The 15,017-nt window shown below is 71.6% G+C and carries 10 protein-coding genes and 1 tRNA gene; 6 read left to right on the top strand and 5 right to left on the bottom strand.

Annotation, left to right across the window (positions count from 1 at the left end; translation table 11 throughout):
- Positions 1–46: 46 nt before the first annotated feature.
- The 5 genes from EV384_RS32830 to argS all read right to left on the bottom strand — a co-directional run bounded on the left by EV384_RS32830 (position 47) and on the right by argS (position 9,090).
- Positions 47–3,316 (bottom strand): efflux RND transporter permease subunit, encoded by a 3,270-nt coding sequence (locus EV384_RS32830; protein WP_130339538.1) that lies wholly within the window; start codon positions 3,314–3,316, stop codon positions 47–49.
- A gap of 244 nt (positions 3,317–3,560) precedes the next feature.
- A complete protein-coding gene (gene thrC, locus EV384_RS32835) occupies positions 3,561–4,610 on the bottom strand; it encodes a threonine synthase (protein WP_130339539.1) in 1,050 nt (349 codons plus the stop codon).
- A 104-nt stretch (positions 4,611–4,714) separates the two neighbouring features.
- Entirely contained in the window at positions 4,715–6,028 is a 1,314-nt protein-coding gene (locus EV384_RS32840; RefSeq protein ID WP_207232711.1) for a homoserine dehydrogenase, read from the bottom strand.
- An 8-nt stretch (positions 6,029–6,036) separates the two neighbouring features.
- Positions 6,037–7,419: a diaminopimelate decarboxylase gene (gene lysA, locus EV384_RS32845; RefSeq protein ID WP_130339542.1), complete on the bottom strand. Its 1,383-nt coding sequence runs from the start codon at positions 7,417–7,419 to the stop codon at positions 6,037–6,039.
- 6 nt (positions 7,420–7,425) lie between these two features.
- Complete coding sequence (gene argS, locus EV384_RS32850; RefSeq protein ID WP_130339544.1) at positions 7,426–9,090, bottom strand: arginine--tRNA ligase; 1,665 nt, start codon at positions 9,088–9,090, stop codon at positions 7,426–7,428.
- Between the two features lie 98 nt (positions 9,091–9,188).
- Here argS and EV384_RS32855 point away from each other — a divergent pair, with 98 nt between their 5' ends.
- The 6 genes from EV384_RS32855 to mmsB all read left to right on the top strand — a co-directional run bounded on the left by EV384_RS32855 (position 9,189) and on the right by mmsB (position 15,016).
- Entirely contained in the window at positions 9,189–9,989 is an 801-nt protein-coding gene (locus EV384_RS32855) for a DUF3105 domain-containing protein (protein ID WP_130339546.1), read from the top strand.
- Positions 9,990–9,997: 8 nt separating this feature from the next.
- Positions 9,998–10,666 (top strand): DUF305 domain-containing protein, encoded by a 669-nt coding sequence (locus EV384_RS32860; protein WP_130339548.1) that lies wholly within the window; start codon positions 9,998–10,000, stop codon positions 10,664–10,666.
- A gap of 186 nt (positions 10,667–10,852) precedes the next feature.
- The gene (locus EV384_RS32865) at positions 10,853–11,548 is read left to right on the top strand and encodes a winged helix-turn-helix domain-containing protein (protein ID WP_130340949.1); all 696 of its coding nucleotides are present in this window, start codon (positions 10,853–10,855) and stop codon (positions 11,546–11,548) included.
- Positions 11,549–11,738: 190 nt separating this feature from the next.
- Positions 11,739–11,810 (top strand) — tRNA-Arg (locus EV384_RS32870).
- Positions 11,811–12,173: 363 nt separating this feature from the next.
- Positions 12,174–13,721, top strand: a complete 1,548-nt coding sequence (mmsA, locus tag EV384_RS32875; protein WP_130339550.1) for a multiple monosaccharide ABC transporter ATP-binding protein — start codon at positions 12,174–12,176, stop codon at positions 13,719–13,721.
- Positions 13,718–15,016, top strand: coding sequence for a multiple monosaccharide ABC transporter permease (gene mmsB, locus EV384_RS32880; protein ID WP_130339552.1), 1,299 nt, complete (start codon positions 13,718–13,720; stop codon positions 15,014–15,016). The genes mmsA and mmsB overlap by 4 nt, the downstream gene beginning before the upstream one ends.
- Position 15,017 lies beyond the last annotated feature (1 nt).

Raw genomic sequence — 15,017 nt, forward strand, 5'->3', positions numbered from 1 at the left:
GCCCCCGGCAGGCTCGGCCTGCGGGGGGCGGCTCCGGGTCACCCGCTCACTCGGTGGGCGGCAACGGTGACCGGCGGCTCTTCGGCAGGCGGAGCACCTCGAACTGGTCGGTCCCGTCGATCAGCGCCGCCGACGGCGCCGCCCGGGCCGGCGGATCCACGAGCGTCCGCCCGGCGCGGGCCACCCCCGCCTCCGCCCGCTGGTCGTCGGCGCCGGCCCCGACGGTGGCCCGGGCCGACCCGACGGCGGCGGTGCCACCGGTACGCCGCGCCCGCCGCTCCCGCAGCGACTCCTTGGTGCGCTCCACCATCGTGTAGAGCGTCGGCACCAGGATCAGGGTGAGCAGCGTCGAGCTGAGCAGGCCACCGATCACCACCACGGCGAGGGGCTGCGAGATGAAGCCGCCCTCGCCGGTGAGCCCGAGCGCCATCGGCAGCAGCGCGAAGATGGTGGCGACCGCGGTCATCAGGATCGGCCGCAGCCGGCGCCGGCCACCCTCGACCACCGCCTCGGTCACGCCCCTGCCCTGCGCCCGGTACTGGTTGATCAGGTCGAGCAGCACGATCGCGTTGGTGACCACGATGCCGACCAGCATCAGCACACCGATCAGCGCCGGCACGCCCAGCGGCGTCCCGGTGGCCAGCAGCAGCCCGATCGCGCCGGTGGCGGCGAACGGGATGGAGATCAGCAGGATCAGCGCCTGGGTCAGGCTGCGGAACGTGCCCACCATGATCAGGAAGACGATCGCGATCGCGGCCAGCACGGCCAGCCCCAGGTCGGCGAAGGCCTCCTTCTGGTCCGCGCTGACGCCGCCCACGGTGAAGGTCGCCCCGGGCACGTCCAGCGCGTCCAGCCGCTTCTGCAGCTCCTGGGTCGTCGCGCCCAGGTTGGAGCCGGTGACCGTACCGGTGACGGAGACGCTGCGCTCACCGTCGATCCGGGTGACCTGCTGCGGCCCCTCCACCTGGTTCACGTCGGCGATGTCGTCCAGCTTGACCCGGCCGACCGGCAGCGCCCGCAGCTCGGCCACGCTCACCGGCGGACGGGCCCCGGTGCTCAGCACCACGTCCTGCTGCGCCCCGTCGAGGCCGACCTGGCCCAGCGGCGCGCCCCGGTACGCCTGGGCGACGAGCTGGCCAACCGCCGCCTCGGTCAGCCCGGCGCGGGCCGCGGCCACCCGGTCGACGGTGACGTCGATCCGGGGCACCCGCTCGGCCAGGCTGGTGGAGACGTCCTCGACGCCCGGCGTACCGGCCATCGCGTCGCGGGCGGCCTCGGCGGCGCGGGTCAGCGCCTCGGGGTCGGCGGCCTGCACGACCACCTCGAGCTGGTTGGCGGAGGTGCTCTGCCCGGCGCCGAAGCTCAGCTCGCCGGCGTCGGGACCGAGGGCGTCGAACTCGTCGCGCAGGGTCCGCCGGACCGCCGCCGCGTCGGTGCCCTCGTCGAGCGCGACCGAGAAGGTGGCGGTGTTGTTGCCGCCGCCGCCCGCCCACGGCTGGTCGTTGCCGCCCGCGCTCACCTGGTACGTCTTCACGCCTTCGGTACGCGCCAGCACCGCCTCGACCTTCGCGGCCGCCTGGTCGGTGCCGGCCAGCCCGGTGCCGGCCGGCAGCTCCTGGGTGATGTTGAGGGTGTCCTGGCCGGAGTCGTCCAGGAAGTTGGTCTCCAGCTTCTGCGCGAGCCCGAAGGTGCCGAGCAGCACCAGCAGCCCCAGCCCGACGGTGATCCACCGGGTCTTCCGGGACCGGGTGGCGAAACCGATCGCCGGCAGGTACGCCCGCTGCAGCGGGCTGCGCAGCTCCTTCTCCTCGGCGGCGCGCCGGGCCGCCGCGTCGTCCGCGCCGCCGCGGCGCGGCTTCAGGAACCAGTACGCCAGCACCGGAATCACGGTCAGCGAGACCAGCAGGGAGGCGAGCAGGGCGACCGTCACGGTGATCGCGAACGGCGCGAAGAGTTGCCCGACGAAGCCGCCGACCAGCGCGATCGGCGCGAAGACGGCGACCGTGGTGAGCGTGGAGGCGGTCACCGCGCCGGCCACCTCGCGGACCGCGCCGAGGATCGCGTCCCGCTTCGGCTCGCCGTACTCGAGGTGCCGCTTGATGTTCTCCAGCACCACGATGGAGTCGTCGACCACCCGGCCGACGGCGATGGTCAGCGCGCCGAGGGTGAGCAGGTTGAGCGAGTAGTCGCCGGCCCAGAGTGCGATCAGCGCGACCAGCACCGACAGCGGGATGGAGACCGCGGTGACCAGCGTGGAGCGGACGGAGAGCAGGAAGACCAGGATCACCACGACCGCCATCAGCAGGCCGAGCAGGCCCTCGGTGGTGAGGCTCTCGATGGATCGCTCGACGAACGGGGCCTGGTCGAAGACGACCGTCAGGTCCGCGCCGGAGGCGGTCATCAGGTCGTCGAGCCGGTCCCGGATCTCGTGGGAGATGTCGACGGCGTTGCCGTCGGGGGTGGCGGTGACGGCGATGCCCAGGCTGGGCTTGCCGTTGGTCCGGGTGATCGCGGTGGCCGGGGCGAGCTGCTGCTCGACCCGGGCCACGTCGCCGAGCCGGACCGGGGCCGCGGGAGCGGTGGCCAGCACGATGCCGCGCAGGTCGTCGACGGTCCGGACCGGGGTGCCGACCTGGACGGGGAGCGACCGGCTGCCGTCGGCGACCGCGCCGGCCGGCACCGCGACGCCGTTGGTCTTCAACGCCTCGGCGATGGCGGTGGGCGCGAGCCGGGCCGCGGCCAGCTTCGCCGGGTCGGGGGTGATCAGCACGACCTGGTCGCGGGTGCCGGTCACCGCGACCGTGCGGACCCCGTCCAGGCCTTCCAGCTCCGGTACGACGGTCCGGCGCAGCTTCTCCGCCAGCGCCCGCTCGTCGTCGCCACCGGTCGCGGCGACCACCACGGCGGGCAGGTCGTCCGTGCTGCCGGCGATGACCTGCGGGTCCACCCCCGCAGGGAGCTGGGCGTCGATCCGGTTGAGCGCGGTCTGCATCTTGTTCACCACGTCGTCCAGGTCGGTGCCGAACTCGTACTGCACCTGGACGGTGGTGGCGCCCTCACGGGAGGTGGAGGTGACCTTGTCCAGCCCCGGGATGCCCTGGAGGCTGTTCTCGATCGGTTCGGTGACCTGGGACTCGACGATCTCCGGCGCGGCGCCCGGGTACGCCGCCACGATGAACGCGGCGGGGAACTCCAGCGACGGCAGGAGCTGCTGCTTCAGCGACGGCACGGCGTACGCCCCGAACGCCGTGGTCACCAGCGCGATGAGGGCGATCAGCCCTCGGTTGAGGAGGCTGAATCTGGCGAGCGGCGACATCGGCGTGGCTCACTCCTGAGGAAGGGTCTGGCTGGGTAGGCAAAGTCTGCCGGACATGATCCTCCCCACCCCCACCCACCCCCGCTGCCCCACCCCACCCCGCCCCACCAACCGGCCGACCACCCCTTGATCATGAAGTTGTTGCCGCGACACGCCGGTGCGGGTGACAACAACTTCATGATCAACCCGGCGAGGGGTGGGGTGGGTGGGTGGGTGGGGCGGGGTGGGGTGGGGTGGGTGGGGGTTAGGCGAGGTCCAGGGAGCGGGCGGCGGCCAGGGGGTCGTTGGCGATGGTGATCGGGGCGGGGGCGGTGGAGATGGCCCACTCGGGGTCCTTGAGGCCGTGGCCGGTGACCGTGCAGACCACGGTGGAGCCGGACGGGACCTTGCCCGCGGCGGCCTGCTGGAGCAGGCCGGCCACGCTGGCCGCGCTGCCCAGCTCGACGAAGACGCCGACCTCCCGGGCCAGCAGCCGGTACGCCGAGAGGATCTCCCGGTCGGTGACCGCGGCGATCAGGCCGTCCGAGGCGTCCCGGGCGTCGATCGCCTTGGTCCAGCTCGCCGGGTTGCCGATCCGGATGGCGGTGGCGATGGTGGACGGCTCCGGGACCACCCGGCCGGTGACGATGGGCGCGGCGCCGGCGGCCTGGAAGCCGTACATCTTCGGGGCCTTCGTCGCGTTGCCGTCGCGCACGTCCTCTGAGTAGCCCATCCAGTAGGCGGAGATGTTGCCGGCGTTGCCGACCGGCAGGCAGTGGATGTCCGGCGCGTCGCCGAGCGCCTCGACGATCTCGAAGGCGGCGGTCTTCTGCCCGTGCAGCCGGTTGATGTTGACCGAGTTGACCAGCGCCACCGGGTAGTCCTGGGCGAGCTTGCCGGCCAGTGCCAGGCAGTCGTCGAAGTTGCCCTGGACCTGGAGCAGCTTGGCGCCGTGCACCAGCGCCTGGGCCAGCTTGCCCAGCGCGATCTTGCCCTGCGGCACCAGCACCGCGCAGGTGATCCCGGCGCGGGCCGCGTACGCGGCGGCGGAGGCGCTGGTGTTGCCGGTGGAGGCGCAGATGATCGCCTTGTCGCCGGCCTCGACCGCCTTGGAGACCGCGACGGTCATGCCCCGGTCCTTGAACGAGCCGGTCGGGTTGGCCCCCTCGACCTTGAGGTGCACGTCGCAGCCGAGCCGGGCGGAGAGCACCGGCGCCGGCAGCAGCGGGGTGTTCCCCTCGTGCAGGGTGACGACCGGGGTGGCGTCGGTGACCGGCAGCCGGTCCCGGTACGTCTCGATCAGACCCCGCCACATGTCGCTCTCCTCGCCTCTACCGGCCCTGTCGCACGTCAAGCCTGGACCAGCGTCCCGGGCCGCCGCCCGGCGCACCCGCCCTTAACCACCTGACGGGACACGATCTACAGCCCGCCCTCGACCCGCAGCACGCTCGTCACCGAGCGGACGATCTCCAGCCCGCGCAGCGCCCGGACAGTGGCCGCGAGCGCGGCGTCCGGCGCGACGTGCGTGACGATGACCAGTTCGGCGTCCTCGCCCCGGCCGGCCGGGCCGCCACCCGCCGGGCCCTGCCGCACGGTGGCGATGGAGACCTCGTGCCGGGCGAACACCCCGGCCACCGCCTCCAGCACACCGGGACGGTCGGCCACGTCGAGGCTGATGTGGTAGCGGGTCAGCGCCTCGCCCATCGGCCGCACCGCCAGGTCGGCGTACGCCGACTCGCTGGGCGCGTGCACCCCGGCGAGCCGGTTGCGGGCCACCGCCACCACGTCGCCGAGGACGGCGCTGGCGGTCGGCGCGCCGCCCGCGCCCCGGCCGTAGAACATCAGCTGCCCGGCCGCCTCGGCCTCGACGAAGACCGCGTTGAACGCGTCGCCGACGCTCGCGAGGGGGTGGGTCAGCGGGATCATCGCCGGGTGCACGCGCACGCTGACCGTCTCCCGGCCCGCCGCGTCGGTGTTGCGGGCGGCGATGCAGAGCAGCTTGATGGTGCAGCCCATCGCCTTGGCGCTGGCCACGTCGGCGGCGGTCACCTCGGTGATGCCCTCGCGGTGCACGTCGGCGGCGCCGACCCGGGTGTGGAACGCCAGCGAGGCGAGGATGGCGGCCTTGGCGGCGGCGTCGAAGCCCTCCACGTCGGCCGTCGGGTCCGCCTCGGCGTACCCGAGCTCGGTCGCCTCCTCCAGCGCCTCGGCGAAGCCGGCGCCGGTGGCGTCCATCGCGGAGAGGATGAAGTTGGTGGTGCCGTTGACGATGCCGGTGACCCGGTTGATCCGGTCGCCGTGCAGCGACTCACGCAGCGGGCGCAGCAGCGGGATCGCCCCGGCGACGGAGGCCTCGTAGTAGAGGTCGGCCCCGCCCTCGGCCGCCGCGTCGTGCAGCGTCACGCCGTCCTCGGCGAGCAGCGCCTTGTTGGCGGTGACCACGCTCTTGCCGGCGCGCAGCGCCTCCACCAGCCAGCCGCGGGCCGGCTCGATGCCGCCGATGACCTCCACCACGATGTCGACGTCGTCCCGCTTGATCAGGCCGAGCGCGTCGGTGGTGAAGAGGGCGGGGTCGACGGGCAGGTCGCCGCGGTCGCGGCCGAGCCGGCGTACGGCGATCCCGGCGATCTCCAGCGGGGCGCCGATCCGGGCGGCGAGGTCGGCCGACTGCTCGTGCAGCAGCCGTACCACGTCGCCGCCGACGGTGCCGCAGCCGAGCAACGCCAGGCGCACAGGTGAGCTCATCCGACATCCAATGCGAGCAGGTCTTCTTCGGTCTCCCGTCGAACGATCAGACGGGCCTGACCGTCGCGGACGGCGACGACCGGGGGTCGCGGGACATGGTTGTAGTTGCTGGCCATGCTCCGGCAGTAGGCCCCGGTGCCGGGCACCGCGACAAGATCTCCGGGCTGCACGTCGGCGGGCAGGAATTCATCCTTCACCACGATGTCCCCGGACTCACAGTGCTTTCCCACCACGCGGGCGAGCAGCGGCTCCGCCGCCGACGCCCGGTTGGCCACCGTCGCCGAGTACGACGCGTCGTAGAGCGCGGTGCGGATGTTGTCGCTCATCCCGCCGTCCACGCTCACGTACGTCCGGATCCCGTCGACGTCCTTGACCGTGCCGACCTCGTAGAGCGTGAAGACGGCGGGTCCGACGATGGCCCGGCCGGGCTCGATGGAGAGGTGCGGCACGGCGAGCTTCTCGGCCGCGCACTCCCCTTCCACGATCCGGCGGAGCCGCTTGGCGAGGTCGTGCGGGGAGGCCGGGTCGTCCTGGGTGGTGTACGCGATGCCGAAGCCGCCGCCCAGGTCCAGCTCGGGCAGCTCCACGCCGCGGGCGTCGCGGATCTGCGCCTGGAGGCTGAGCACGCGGCGGGCGGAGACCTCGAAGCCGCTGGCGTCGAAGATCTGCGAGCCGATGTGCGAGTGCAGCCCGCGCAGCTCCAGCACGCCCTCGTCGATGACCTTGAAGGCGGCGGCCGCGGCGGCGCCCCCGGCCAGCGAGAAGCCGAACTTCTGGTCCTCGTGGGCGGTGGCGATGAACTCGTGGGTGTGCGCCTCCACGCCGACCGTCACCCGGATCAGCACGCCGGGGCGTACCCCGCGCTCGCGGGCCAGCGCGGTGAGCCGGTCGATCTCGGCGAACGAGTCGAGGATGATCCGGCCCACCCCGGCGTCGAGGGCCCGGCTCAGCTCGGCCACGGACTTGTTGTTGCCGTGGAAGCCGATCCGCTCCGGCGGCATCCCGGCCGAGAGCGCGGTGGCCAGCTCGCCGCCGGTGCAGACGTCGAGGTACATGCCCTCCTCGGCGATCATCCGGACCACCGCGCGGCAGAGGAACGCCTTGCCGGCGTAGTAGACGTCCGCGTCCGGGAAGGCGGCCCGGTAATCCCGGCAGCGCGACCGCAGGTCGTCCTCGCCGAGGACGTACACCGGGGTGCCGTACTCCGCGGCGAGATCGCGGACGTCCAGCCCCGCGACGGCGAGCGCGCCGTCGGCGGCCCGGGTCACGTTGCGCGGCCAGAGCTGCGGCACCAGGGCGTTGACGTCGCCCGGCGGACGCAGCCAGGGCGGCCGGCTGCCGATGTCACCGTGCAGGGCACCGGCCTCGTGAGCGCGCATCGGAAGTTACATCCTCTCCGGGGCGGAGACGCCGAGCAGGCGCAGGCCGTTGGCGATGACCACCCGGGTGGCGTCGTTCAGCCAGAGCCGGGCCCGGTGCAGGTCGGTGACCTCCTCGTCGCCGCGCGGCAGGATCCGGCAGTTGTCGTAGAACCGGTGGTAAGCCCCGGCCAGCCGCTCCAGGTAGCGGGCGACCAGGTGCGGCCCACGCAGCTCCGCCGCGGAGGCGACCACGGCGGGGAACTCGGCGAGCGCCTTGAGCAGCTCGTTCTCCTTCTCGTGGGCGAGCAGCTCGGCGTGGAAGTCGGCGGCGTCGCCCCGGGTCAGCCCCACCTCGGCGGCGTTGCGCCCCACGCTGGCGGTCCGGGCCGCGACGTACTGCACGTAGTAGACCGGGTTGTCCCGGGTGGCCCGGGTCCACAGCTCGACGTCGATGTCGATCGGCGAGTCGCTGGAGTAGCGGGCGAGCGCGTACCGGGCGGCGTCCACGCCGATCGCGTCGACCAGGTCCTCCAGGGTGACCACGGTGCCGGCCCGCTTGCTCATCCGCACCGGGGCGCCGTCGCGGACCAGGTTGACCAGCTGCCCGATGAGGATCTCCAGGGTGCGCTCCGGGTCGTCGCCGAAGCAGGCGGCCATCGCCTTCATCCGGCCGATGTAGCCGTGGTGGTCGGCGCCCAGCATGATCACCACGCGCTCGAACCCGCGCTCGCGCTTGTCGAGGTAGTAGGCGCAGTCGGCGGCGAAGTACGTCCACTCGCCGTTGGACTTGCGCAGCACCCGGTCCTTGTCGTCGCCGAAGTCGGTGGTGCGCAGCCAGGTCGCGCCCTCGGCCTCGAAGACGTGCCCCTGCTCGCGCAGCCGGGCCAGCGCCTGGTCCAGCTCGCCCCGGTCGTGCAGGTCCTTCTCGTTGAAGTAGGTGTCGAACTCGACGCCGAAGTCGCGCAGCGAGGACTTGATCTCCTCGAACATCAGCGCGACGCCCTCGACCCGGAACACCTCCTGGGCGGCGGCGTCGTCCAGCTCCAGCACGTCCGGCCGGCGCTCGACCACCTCGGCGGCGATCTCCGCGATGTACGCCCCGCCGTAGCCGTCCTCCGGGGCCGGCTCGCCCTTGGCAGCGGCGAGCAGCGACCGGGCGAACCGGTCGATCTGGGAGCCGGCGTCGTTGAAGTAGTACTCGGTGCCGACCTCCGCCCCGGTTGCGCGGAGCAGCCGGCTGAGCGCGTCGCCGACGGCCGCCCAGCGGACCCCGCCGATGTGCACCGGTCCGGTCGGGTTCGCCGAGACGAACTCCAGGTTGATCTTCTGACCGGCGAGGGTGTCGCTGCGGCCGTACTCGGGGCCGGACTCGACGATCACCTTGGCGAGCTGCCCGGCGGCGGCGGCGTCGAGCCGGATGTTCAGGAAGCCCGGGCCGGCGATCTCCACCGACTTGATCCCCGGCGCCCGGCCGAGCCGCTCGGCCAGGGCGGCGGCCAGCTCCCGCGGGGGCACGCCCACCTTCTTGCTGAGCTGCAGCGCCAGCGTGGAGGCGTAGTCGCCGTGCTCTGGGTTGCGGGGCCGCTCGAGGACCGTCTGCGCGGGCAGCGCGGCGGGATCCAGCCCCCGGTCGATGAAGACGGCGTGGGCTGCGGAGAGGACGACCTCGGCGAGTTCTGCGGGAGTCACCGAACCATGTTATCGGGGGTAGACTCGGGCACCGCGGCGGCGACCCAGCATGTGAACCGGCCCGCCAGCTCCCTGACCGACCGACCTGACGAGGCCCGATGAGCATCAGCACCCCGGGCGGCCCGGAACGCCGCCCGACCGTGGTCAGCACCGGCAAGAAGCCGGGCGCCGGCCGGCCGGCCGCTGCCGACAAGCCGTCCGGTGGCAAGGCCGGGGCCGGCAAGGGCACTCCGCGGCAGACCCCCGGCGGCAAGGGCCGCAAGCCGATCGCGCCGGTCAAGGTGAGCCAGGGCCGCGCGTGGGGGCCGATCGCGCTCTTCGTCGCCGTCGGCGTGCTGGCGGCCGGCATCATCGGGTACGGCGCGTACGCGGCGATCCAGGGCTCCAAGCCGTGGGACAAGCGGGCGGACGCGATCAGCGGCATCGTCGACTACCGCAAGAAGGACAAGGCCCTGGTCGAGGGCGGCAAGCACCAGCAGGGCGCGATCAAGTACGACGTCCTCCCGCCGGTCGCCGGCCCGCACAACCCGGCCTGGCAGAACTGCATGGGCGACGTCTACGACGCCCCGATCGCCAACGAGCACGCGGTGCACAGCCTGGAGCACGGCACGGTCTGGATCACCTACCGCCCGGACCTGCCGGCCGACCAGGTGGCCAAGCTCAAGGCCAAGGTGCAGGGCAAGGACAAGCTGATGCTCAGCCCGTTCGAGGGGCTGAACAAGCCGATCTCGCTGCAGGCCTGGGGCTACCAGCTCAAGGTCGACAACGCCGACGACGGCCGGATCGACGAGTTCATCAAGACCCTGCGGGTCAACGCCTCCGTCGAGGGCCCGAACGCCAACTGCGCCCAGGGCATCACCGCGACCGGCACCACGCCGCGTGACCTGCCCACCCAGTAAGGACTCCGATGACTGCTCCCGTCATGACGGACAGCGCGCCCGACGAGACCCCGGTCACCGCCGACGGCGGCCGGGGGACGGCGCGCCGGTTCGGCACGCTGGCGTTGGCCGCCGCCGTCGTGGTCGGCCTTCTCCTCGGGTACGCGGGCGGTCTGCTCACCCCGACGGTCACCCGGCCGGGTGACAACTCGGCCGAGGCGGGCTTCGCCCGGGACATGAGCACCCACCACGCCCAGGCGGTGCAGATGGGGCTGATGGCCTTCCAGCAGGGCGAGGACACCGAGGTGCGGCAGATCGGCGGCGACATCGCCACCGGGCAGCAGGGCGAGATCGGCACCATGCAGACCTGGCTGCGGCTGTGGAAGCTGGACCCGACCGGCGACCAGCCGGCCATGGCCTGGATGCCGGACGGGGCCGGGCTGGTGAAGGACGGGCTGATGCCCGGCATGGCCACCCCGGCGGAGATCACCAAGCTGAGCGAGGCACGGGGGCACGAGTTCGATGTGCTCTTCCTCCAGCTGATGATCCGGCACCACCTCGGCGGGATCCACATGATCCAGGGCGTCCTCGACGAGGGGCACGACGACGAGGTGCTGAAGGTCGCGCAGACCATGAAGAACACCCAGCAGACGGATCTCACCAACCTCCAGGCGGCGCTCAAGCGCCTGGGCGGCTGATCCGTCGTACCGTCCCGCCCGGAGGGGCCCGCGTCGTCCGCGACGCGGGCCCCTCCGCGTCTCCGGCGACCTCCTGTCCGTTATGCCTCTTTATAACGATTTAGGTTGTACAGCCGATTACGTTGCTTGGAGACTTTTCTCCCCACATATCGTGACCAGTTGCGATTCGGGCTCGTTGCGCAGGACGTGGGGGTTGCACTCAGAGACGCAGGGCGCTCGGTCACCAGTTGGTGCCGGCGCCACACCATCGGCGGTGACGGGGCGGTGGCAGCCGTCCGTCGCGGACAGCGGCAGGGCGAGTCGGGAACGCTCAGCCGCGAACAGGAACTCGAACTGATCGACGCGCTGCGGGGCGTCCACCCCGACGAGTTCGGCCTGGACGAGGAGCTCTGGACGCGACAGAGCCTGACCACCCTCATCCAGCGCCGGTTCGACCTGACGATGGACGCCGGCACGGTCGGGGCGTACCTGCGGGCCTGGGGGTTGGGCCCGCGGGAGCCCCGGGAGCGCGCCTGCGGACTCTGCGTCGGCGCGGTCGAGCGGTGGGTACGCGGCGAGTATCCGGCCATCACCCGGGCCGCCCAGGAGCACCTCGCCGAGGTCTACTGGATCGGCCGGGTACGGCTGCGCGGCACCATGCCGGCGGCGGACGTGATCTCCGCGGTCTCCTCCCGCGGCCGGGTGCGTTTCATGATCACCACGCCCACGGTCGACCCGCCGCTCCCCCGCGACTTCGTGCTGCGGCTCAGCGGCGCCGAGGAGCGGACGGTGCACCTGATCGTGGACGGCTCCTGGCCGAAGAACGAGTGGCCGCGCCGGCTGCCCCGCCGGATCGTCCTGCACCCGCTGCCGAGCTGCGGCCGCGCCCTGGTCGCCGCCTGACCCGCCCGCCCGTCGGCGAGCCCGGCATCGGCTCCGGGACGGCGGTGACGCCATGATCGGCTCCGCCGGCCCGCCGTCCGGCGGAGCCCGGGGCGGCCCCCGACCACGGCGGCAGCGACACGTCGTGGGCTGCCGGATATACCGATTGGGCGATCCCGGAGGGGGTTTGCTACTCTTCTCGGGTCGCTGAGCCCCCGTAGCTCAGGGGATAGAGCACCGCCCTCCGGAGGCGGGGGCGCAGGTTCGAATCCTGCCGGGGGCACAACAAAAACGAAGAAGAAACGCCCCGGCGCATGCCGGGGCGTTTCTCGTGTGGTGCCGCCTGCCCGGGTGCCCGGACGACGCACCCCGGCCCCCGTGGCCGCACGTCCCGGCCGAACGGGGGGACCCCCGCGACAGGCGCGACCGGGCCCGTCGGACGGGGCGTGGGATGCCGCAGTGGCTGGTGGTGGCAGCGTGACGGCATGGTGACGGAGAGCACGCCCACATTGCCGGATTGTTACATGCGCGGGCCCCCCGGCACTTGCGAATGGCCTTCAGATCGGAATACGTTGCGGACGGCAACAAAAACAGCGAAGGCCATCCCCCCGGAGGCATCCATGACGTTGGCGAGGTGGTACGAGCGATGAGCGACGTGCCCATCCTCTTGGAGATGCGTTCCATCACCAAGGAGTTCCCCGGAGTCAAGGCCCTCTCCGACGTCAACCTGGTGGTGCGCGCCGGCGAGATCCACGCCATTTGCGGCGAGAACGGCGCCGGCAAGTCCACGCTGATGAAGGTTCTCAGCGGGGTCTACCCGTACGGCACGTACGACGGCCAGATCATCTACCAGGGTGCGGAGACCCGCTTCTCCGACATCCGGGCGAGCGAGCACGCGGGCATCGTGATCATCCACCAGGAGCTCGCCCTCATCCCGCACATGTCGATCGCCGAGAATATCTTCCTCGGCAACGAACCCCGCAAGCACGGGGCGATCGACTGGAAGGCCGCGAACCGGATGGCGCTGGACCTGATGGCCCGGGTCGGCCTGCAGGAGGACCCGGACACCCTGATCAAGGACATCGGGGTCGGCAAGCAGCAGCTGGTGGAGATCGCCAAGGCGTTCGCCAAGGACGTGAAGCTGCTCATCCTGGACGAGCCGACCGCGGCGCTGAACGAGGCCGACTCCCGGCACCTGCTGGACCTGCTGCGCGGATTCCGGTCCCGCGGCATCACCTCGATCATGATCTCGCACAAGCTGAACGAGATCGAGGCGATCGCCGACCAGATCACCATCCTGCGCGACGGCCGGACGGTGGAGACGCTGGACGTCAAGGCCGACGGCGCCGACGAGGACCGGATCGTGCGGGGCATGGTCGGTCGCGAGCTGAGCAGCCGGTTCCCGGACCACACCCCGAAGATCGGCGAGGTCTTCTTCGAGGTCCGCGACTGGAACGTCCGGCACCCGATCTCCGCCGAGCGGCAGGTCTGCAAGAACGAGAGCTTCGTCGTCCGCCGCGGCGAGATCGTGGGCTTCGCCGGGCTGATGGGCGCGGGCCGCACCGAGCTGGCGATGAGCGTCTTCGGCCGCTCGTACGGGGTGTACGAGTCGGGCACGATCATCAAGGACGGCAAGGAGATCGTGCTCAAGTCGGTGGCGGACGCGATCGCCAACGGGCTCGCGTACGTCAGCGAGGACCGCAAGGCGATCGGCCTCAACCTGCTGGACGACATCAAGGCGTCCACCGTGGCCGCCAAGCTGTCCAAGATCTCGCGCCACGGCGTCCTCGACGAGGTCGCGGAGTACAAGGCGGCCGAGGCGTACCGCAAGGAGCTGCGGACCAAGGCCCCGACGGTCGACGAGAGCGTCTCGAAGCTCTCGGGCGGCAATCAGCAGAAGGTCGTGCTGGCGAAGTGGATGTTCACGGACCCCGACCTGCTGATCCTCGACGAGCCGACCCGCGGCATCGACGTGGGCGCCAAGTACGAGATCTACGGCATCATCCAGCGGCTCGCCGACCAGGGGAAGGGCGTCGTCGTCATCTCCTCGGAACTGCCTGAGCTGATCGGGCTCTGCGACCGCATCTACACCGTGTTCGAAGGCACCATCACCGGCGAGATCGCCCGGCAGGACGCGGACCCGGAAACCCTCATGAAGCAGATGACCTCGACGAAGAAGTTGCAGACACGATGAGCCGACTGAAGGACCTGCAGAAGAACCTCTTCGGAGGCACCACGTCCAACGCCCGTCAGTTCGGGATGATCTTCACCCTGGTGGCGATCGTCGTCCTGTTCCAGATCCTGACCGACGGCCTGACCCTGCGATCGGACAACCTGATCGCGCTGTTCCAGCAGAACTCGTACATCCTGATCCTGGCCATCGGCATGCTGATGGTGATCGTCGCCGGGCACATCGACCTCTCGGTCGGCTCGATCGCGGCCTTCGCCGGCATCCTGGTCGCCAAGTCGATGGCGGAGTGGTCGCTGCCCTGGCCCGTCGCCATCATCTTCGGCTTGGCGATCGGCGCCGCGATCGGCGCCTGGCAGGGCTTCTGGGTGGCCTACATCGGGGTGCCGGCGTTCATCGTCACCCTGGCGGGCATGCTGCTGTTCCGCGGCGGCAACCAGTTCATCGGCAACGCGAACACGATCCCGGTGCCCGAGGGCTTCCGGGTGATCGGCTCCGGCTTCCTGCCCGAGGTCGGGCCGAACACCGGCTACAACAATCTGACGCTGCTGCTCGGTTTGGCCGCGTGCGTCGCGGTGGTCTGGCGGGAGTTCCAGGCCCGCAAGACGCGCCGGGAGATGGACGCCGATCCCGCCCCGATGTGGATCTCGGTGCTGCGGATGGCCGTCATGGTCGGCGTGATCGTCTTCGCCGCGCTGCGCTTCTCCAGCGGCCGCGTCGGCACCAGCTTCCCGGTCTCCGGCATCATCCTGGTGGCGCTGGTCATCGCGTACTCGTTCTACACCCGCAACACCGCCGGCGGCCGGCACATCTACGCGGTCGGCGGCAACTCCCGGGCCGCGGAGCTCTCCGGCGTGAAGCTCAAGCGGGTCAACTTCTTCGTCATGATGAACATGTCGGTGCTGGCCGCACTGGCCGGCATGATCTTCGTGGCCCGTTCGGCGGCCTCCGGGCCGCAGGACGGCAACGGCTGGGAACTGGACGCGATCGCCGCGGTCTTCATCGGTGGCGCGGCCGTCTCCGGCGGTATCGGGACCATCAGCGGCTCGATCGTCGGTGGTCTGGTCATGGCCGTGCTCAACAACGGCCTGCAACTCCTGGGCGTCGGCACCGACCGCGTCCAGATCATCAAGGGCCTGGTCCTGCTGCTGGCCGTCGCGCTCGACGTCTACAACAAGAGCCAGGGTCGCTTCTCCGTCATCGGCAGCATCACCCGCTCGTTCCGCCGTGACGCACCCGCCACACCCCCGTCATCGTCCGACGCGGACCGCGAGCCCGCCCGGACGTCGGTGCCCGGCTGAC

It is taken from the genome of Micromonospora kangleipakensis (assembly GCF_004217615.1).
Classification (GTDB): Bacteria; Actinomycetota; Actinomycetes; order Mycobacteriales; family Micromonosporaceae; genus Micromonospora; species Micromonospora kangleipakensis.

Excerpts from the sequence above, each read along its gene's own strand:
- EV384_RS32830 (WP_130339538.1), bottom strand. The coding sequence starts at position 3,316 with ATGTCGCCGCTCGCCAGATTCAGCCTCCTCAACCGAGGGCTGATCGCC.
- thrC (WP_130339539.1), bottom strand. The coding sequence starts at position 4,610 with ATGTGGCGGGGTCTGATCGAGACGTACCGGGACCGGCTGCCGGTCACC.
- lysA (WP_130339542.1), bottom strand. The coding sequence starts at position 7,419 with ATGCGCGCTCACGAGGCCGGTGCCCTGCACGGTGACATCGGCAGCCGG.
- EV384_RS32855 (WP_130339546.1), top strand. The coding sequence starts at position 9,189 with ATGAGCATCAGCACCCCGGGCGGCCCGGAACGCCGCCCGACCGTGGTC.
- EV384_RS32860 (WP_130339548.1), top strand. The coding sequence starts at position 9,998 with ATGACTGCTCCCGTCATGACGGACAGCGCGCCCGACGAGACCCCGGTC.
- mmsA (WP_130339550.1), top strand. The coding sequence starts at position 12,174 with ATGAGCGACGTGCCCATCCTCTTGGAGATGCGTTCCATCACCAAGGAG.
- mmsB (WP_130339552.1), top strand. The coding sequence starts at position 13,718 with ATGAGCCGACTGAAGGACCTGCAGAAGAACCTCTTCGGAGGCACCACG.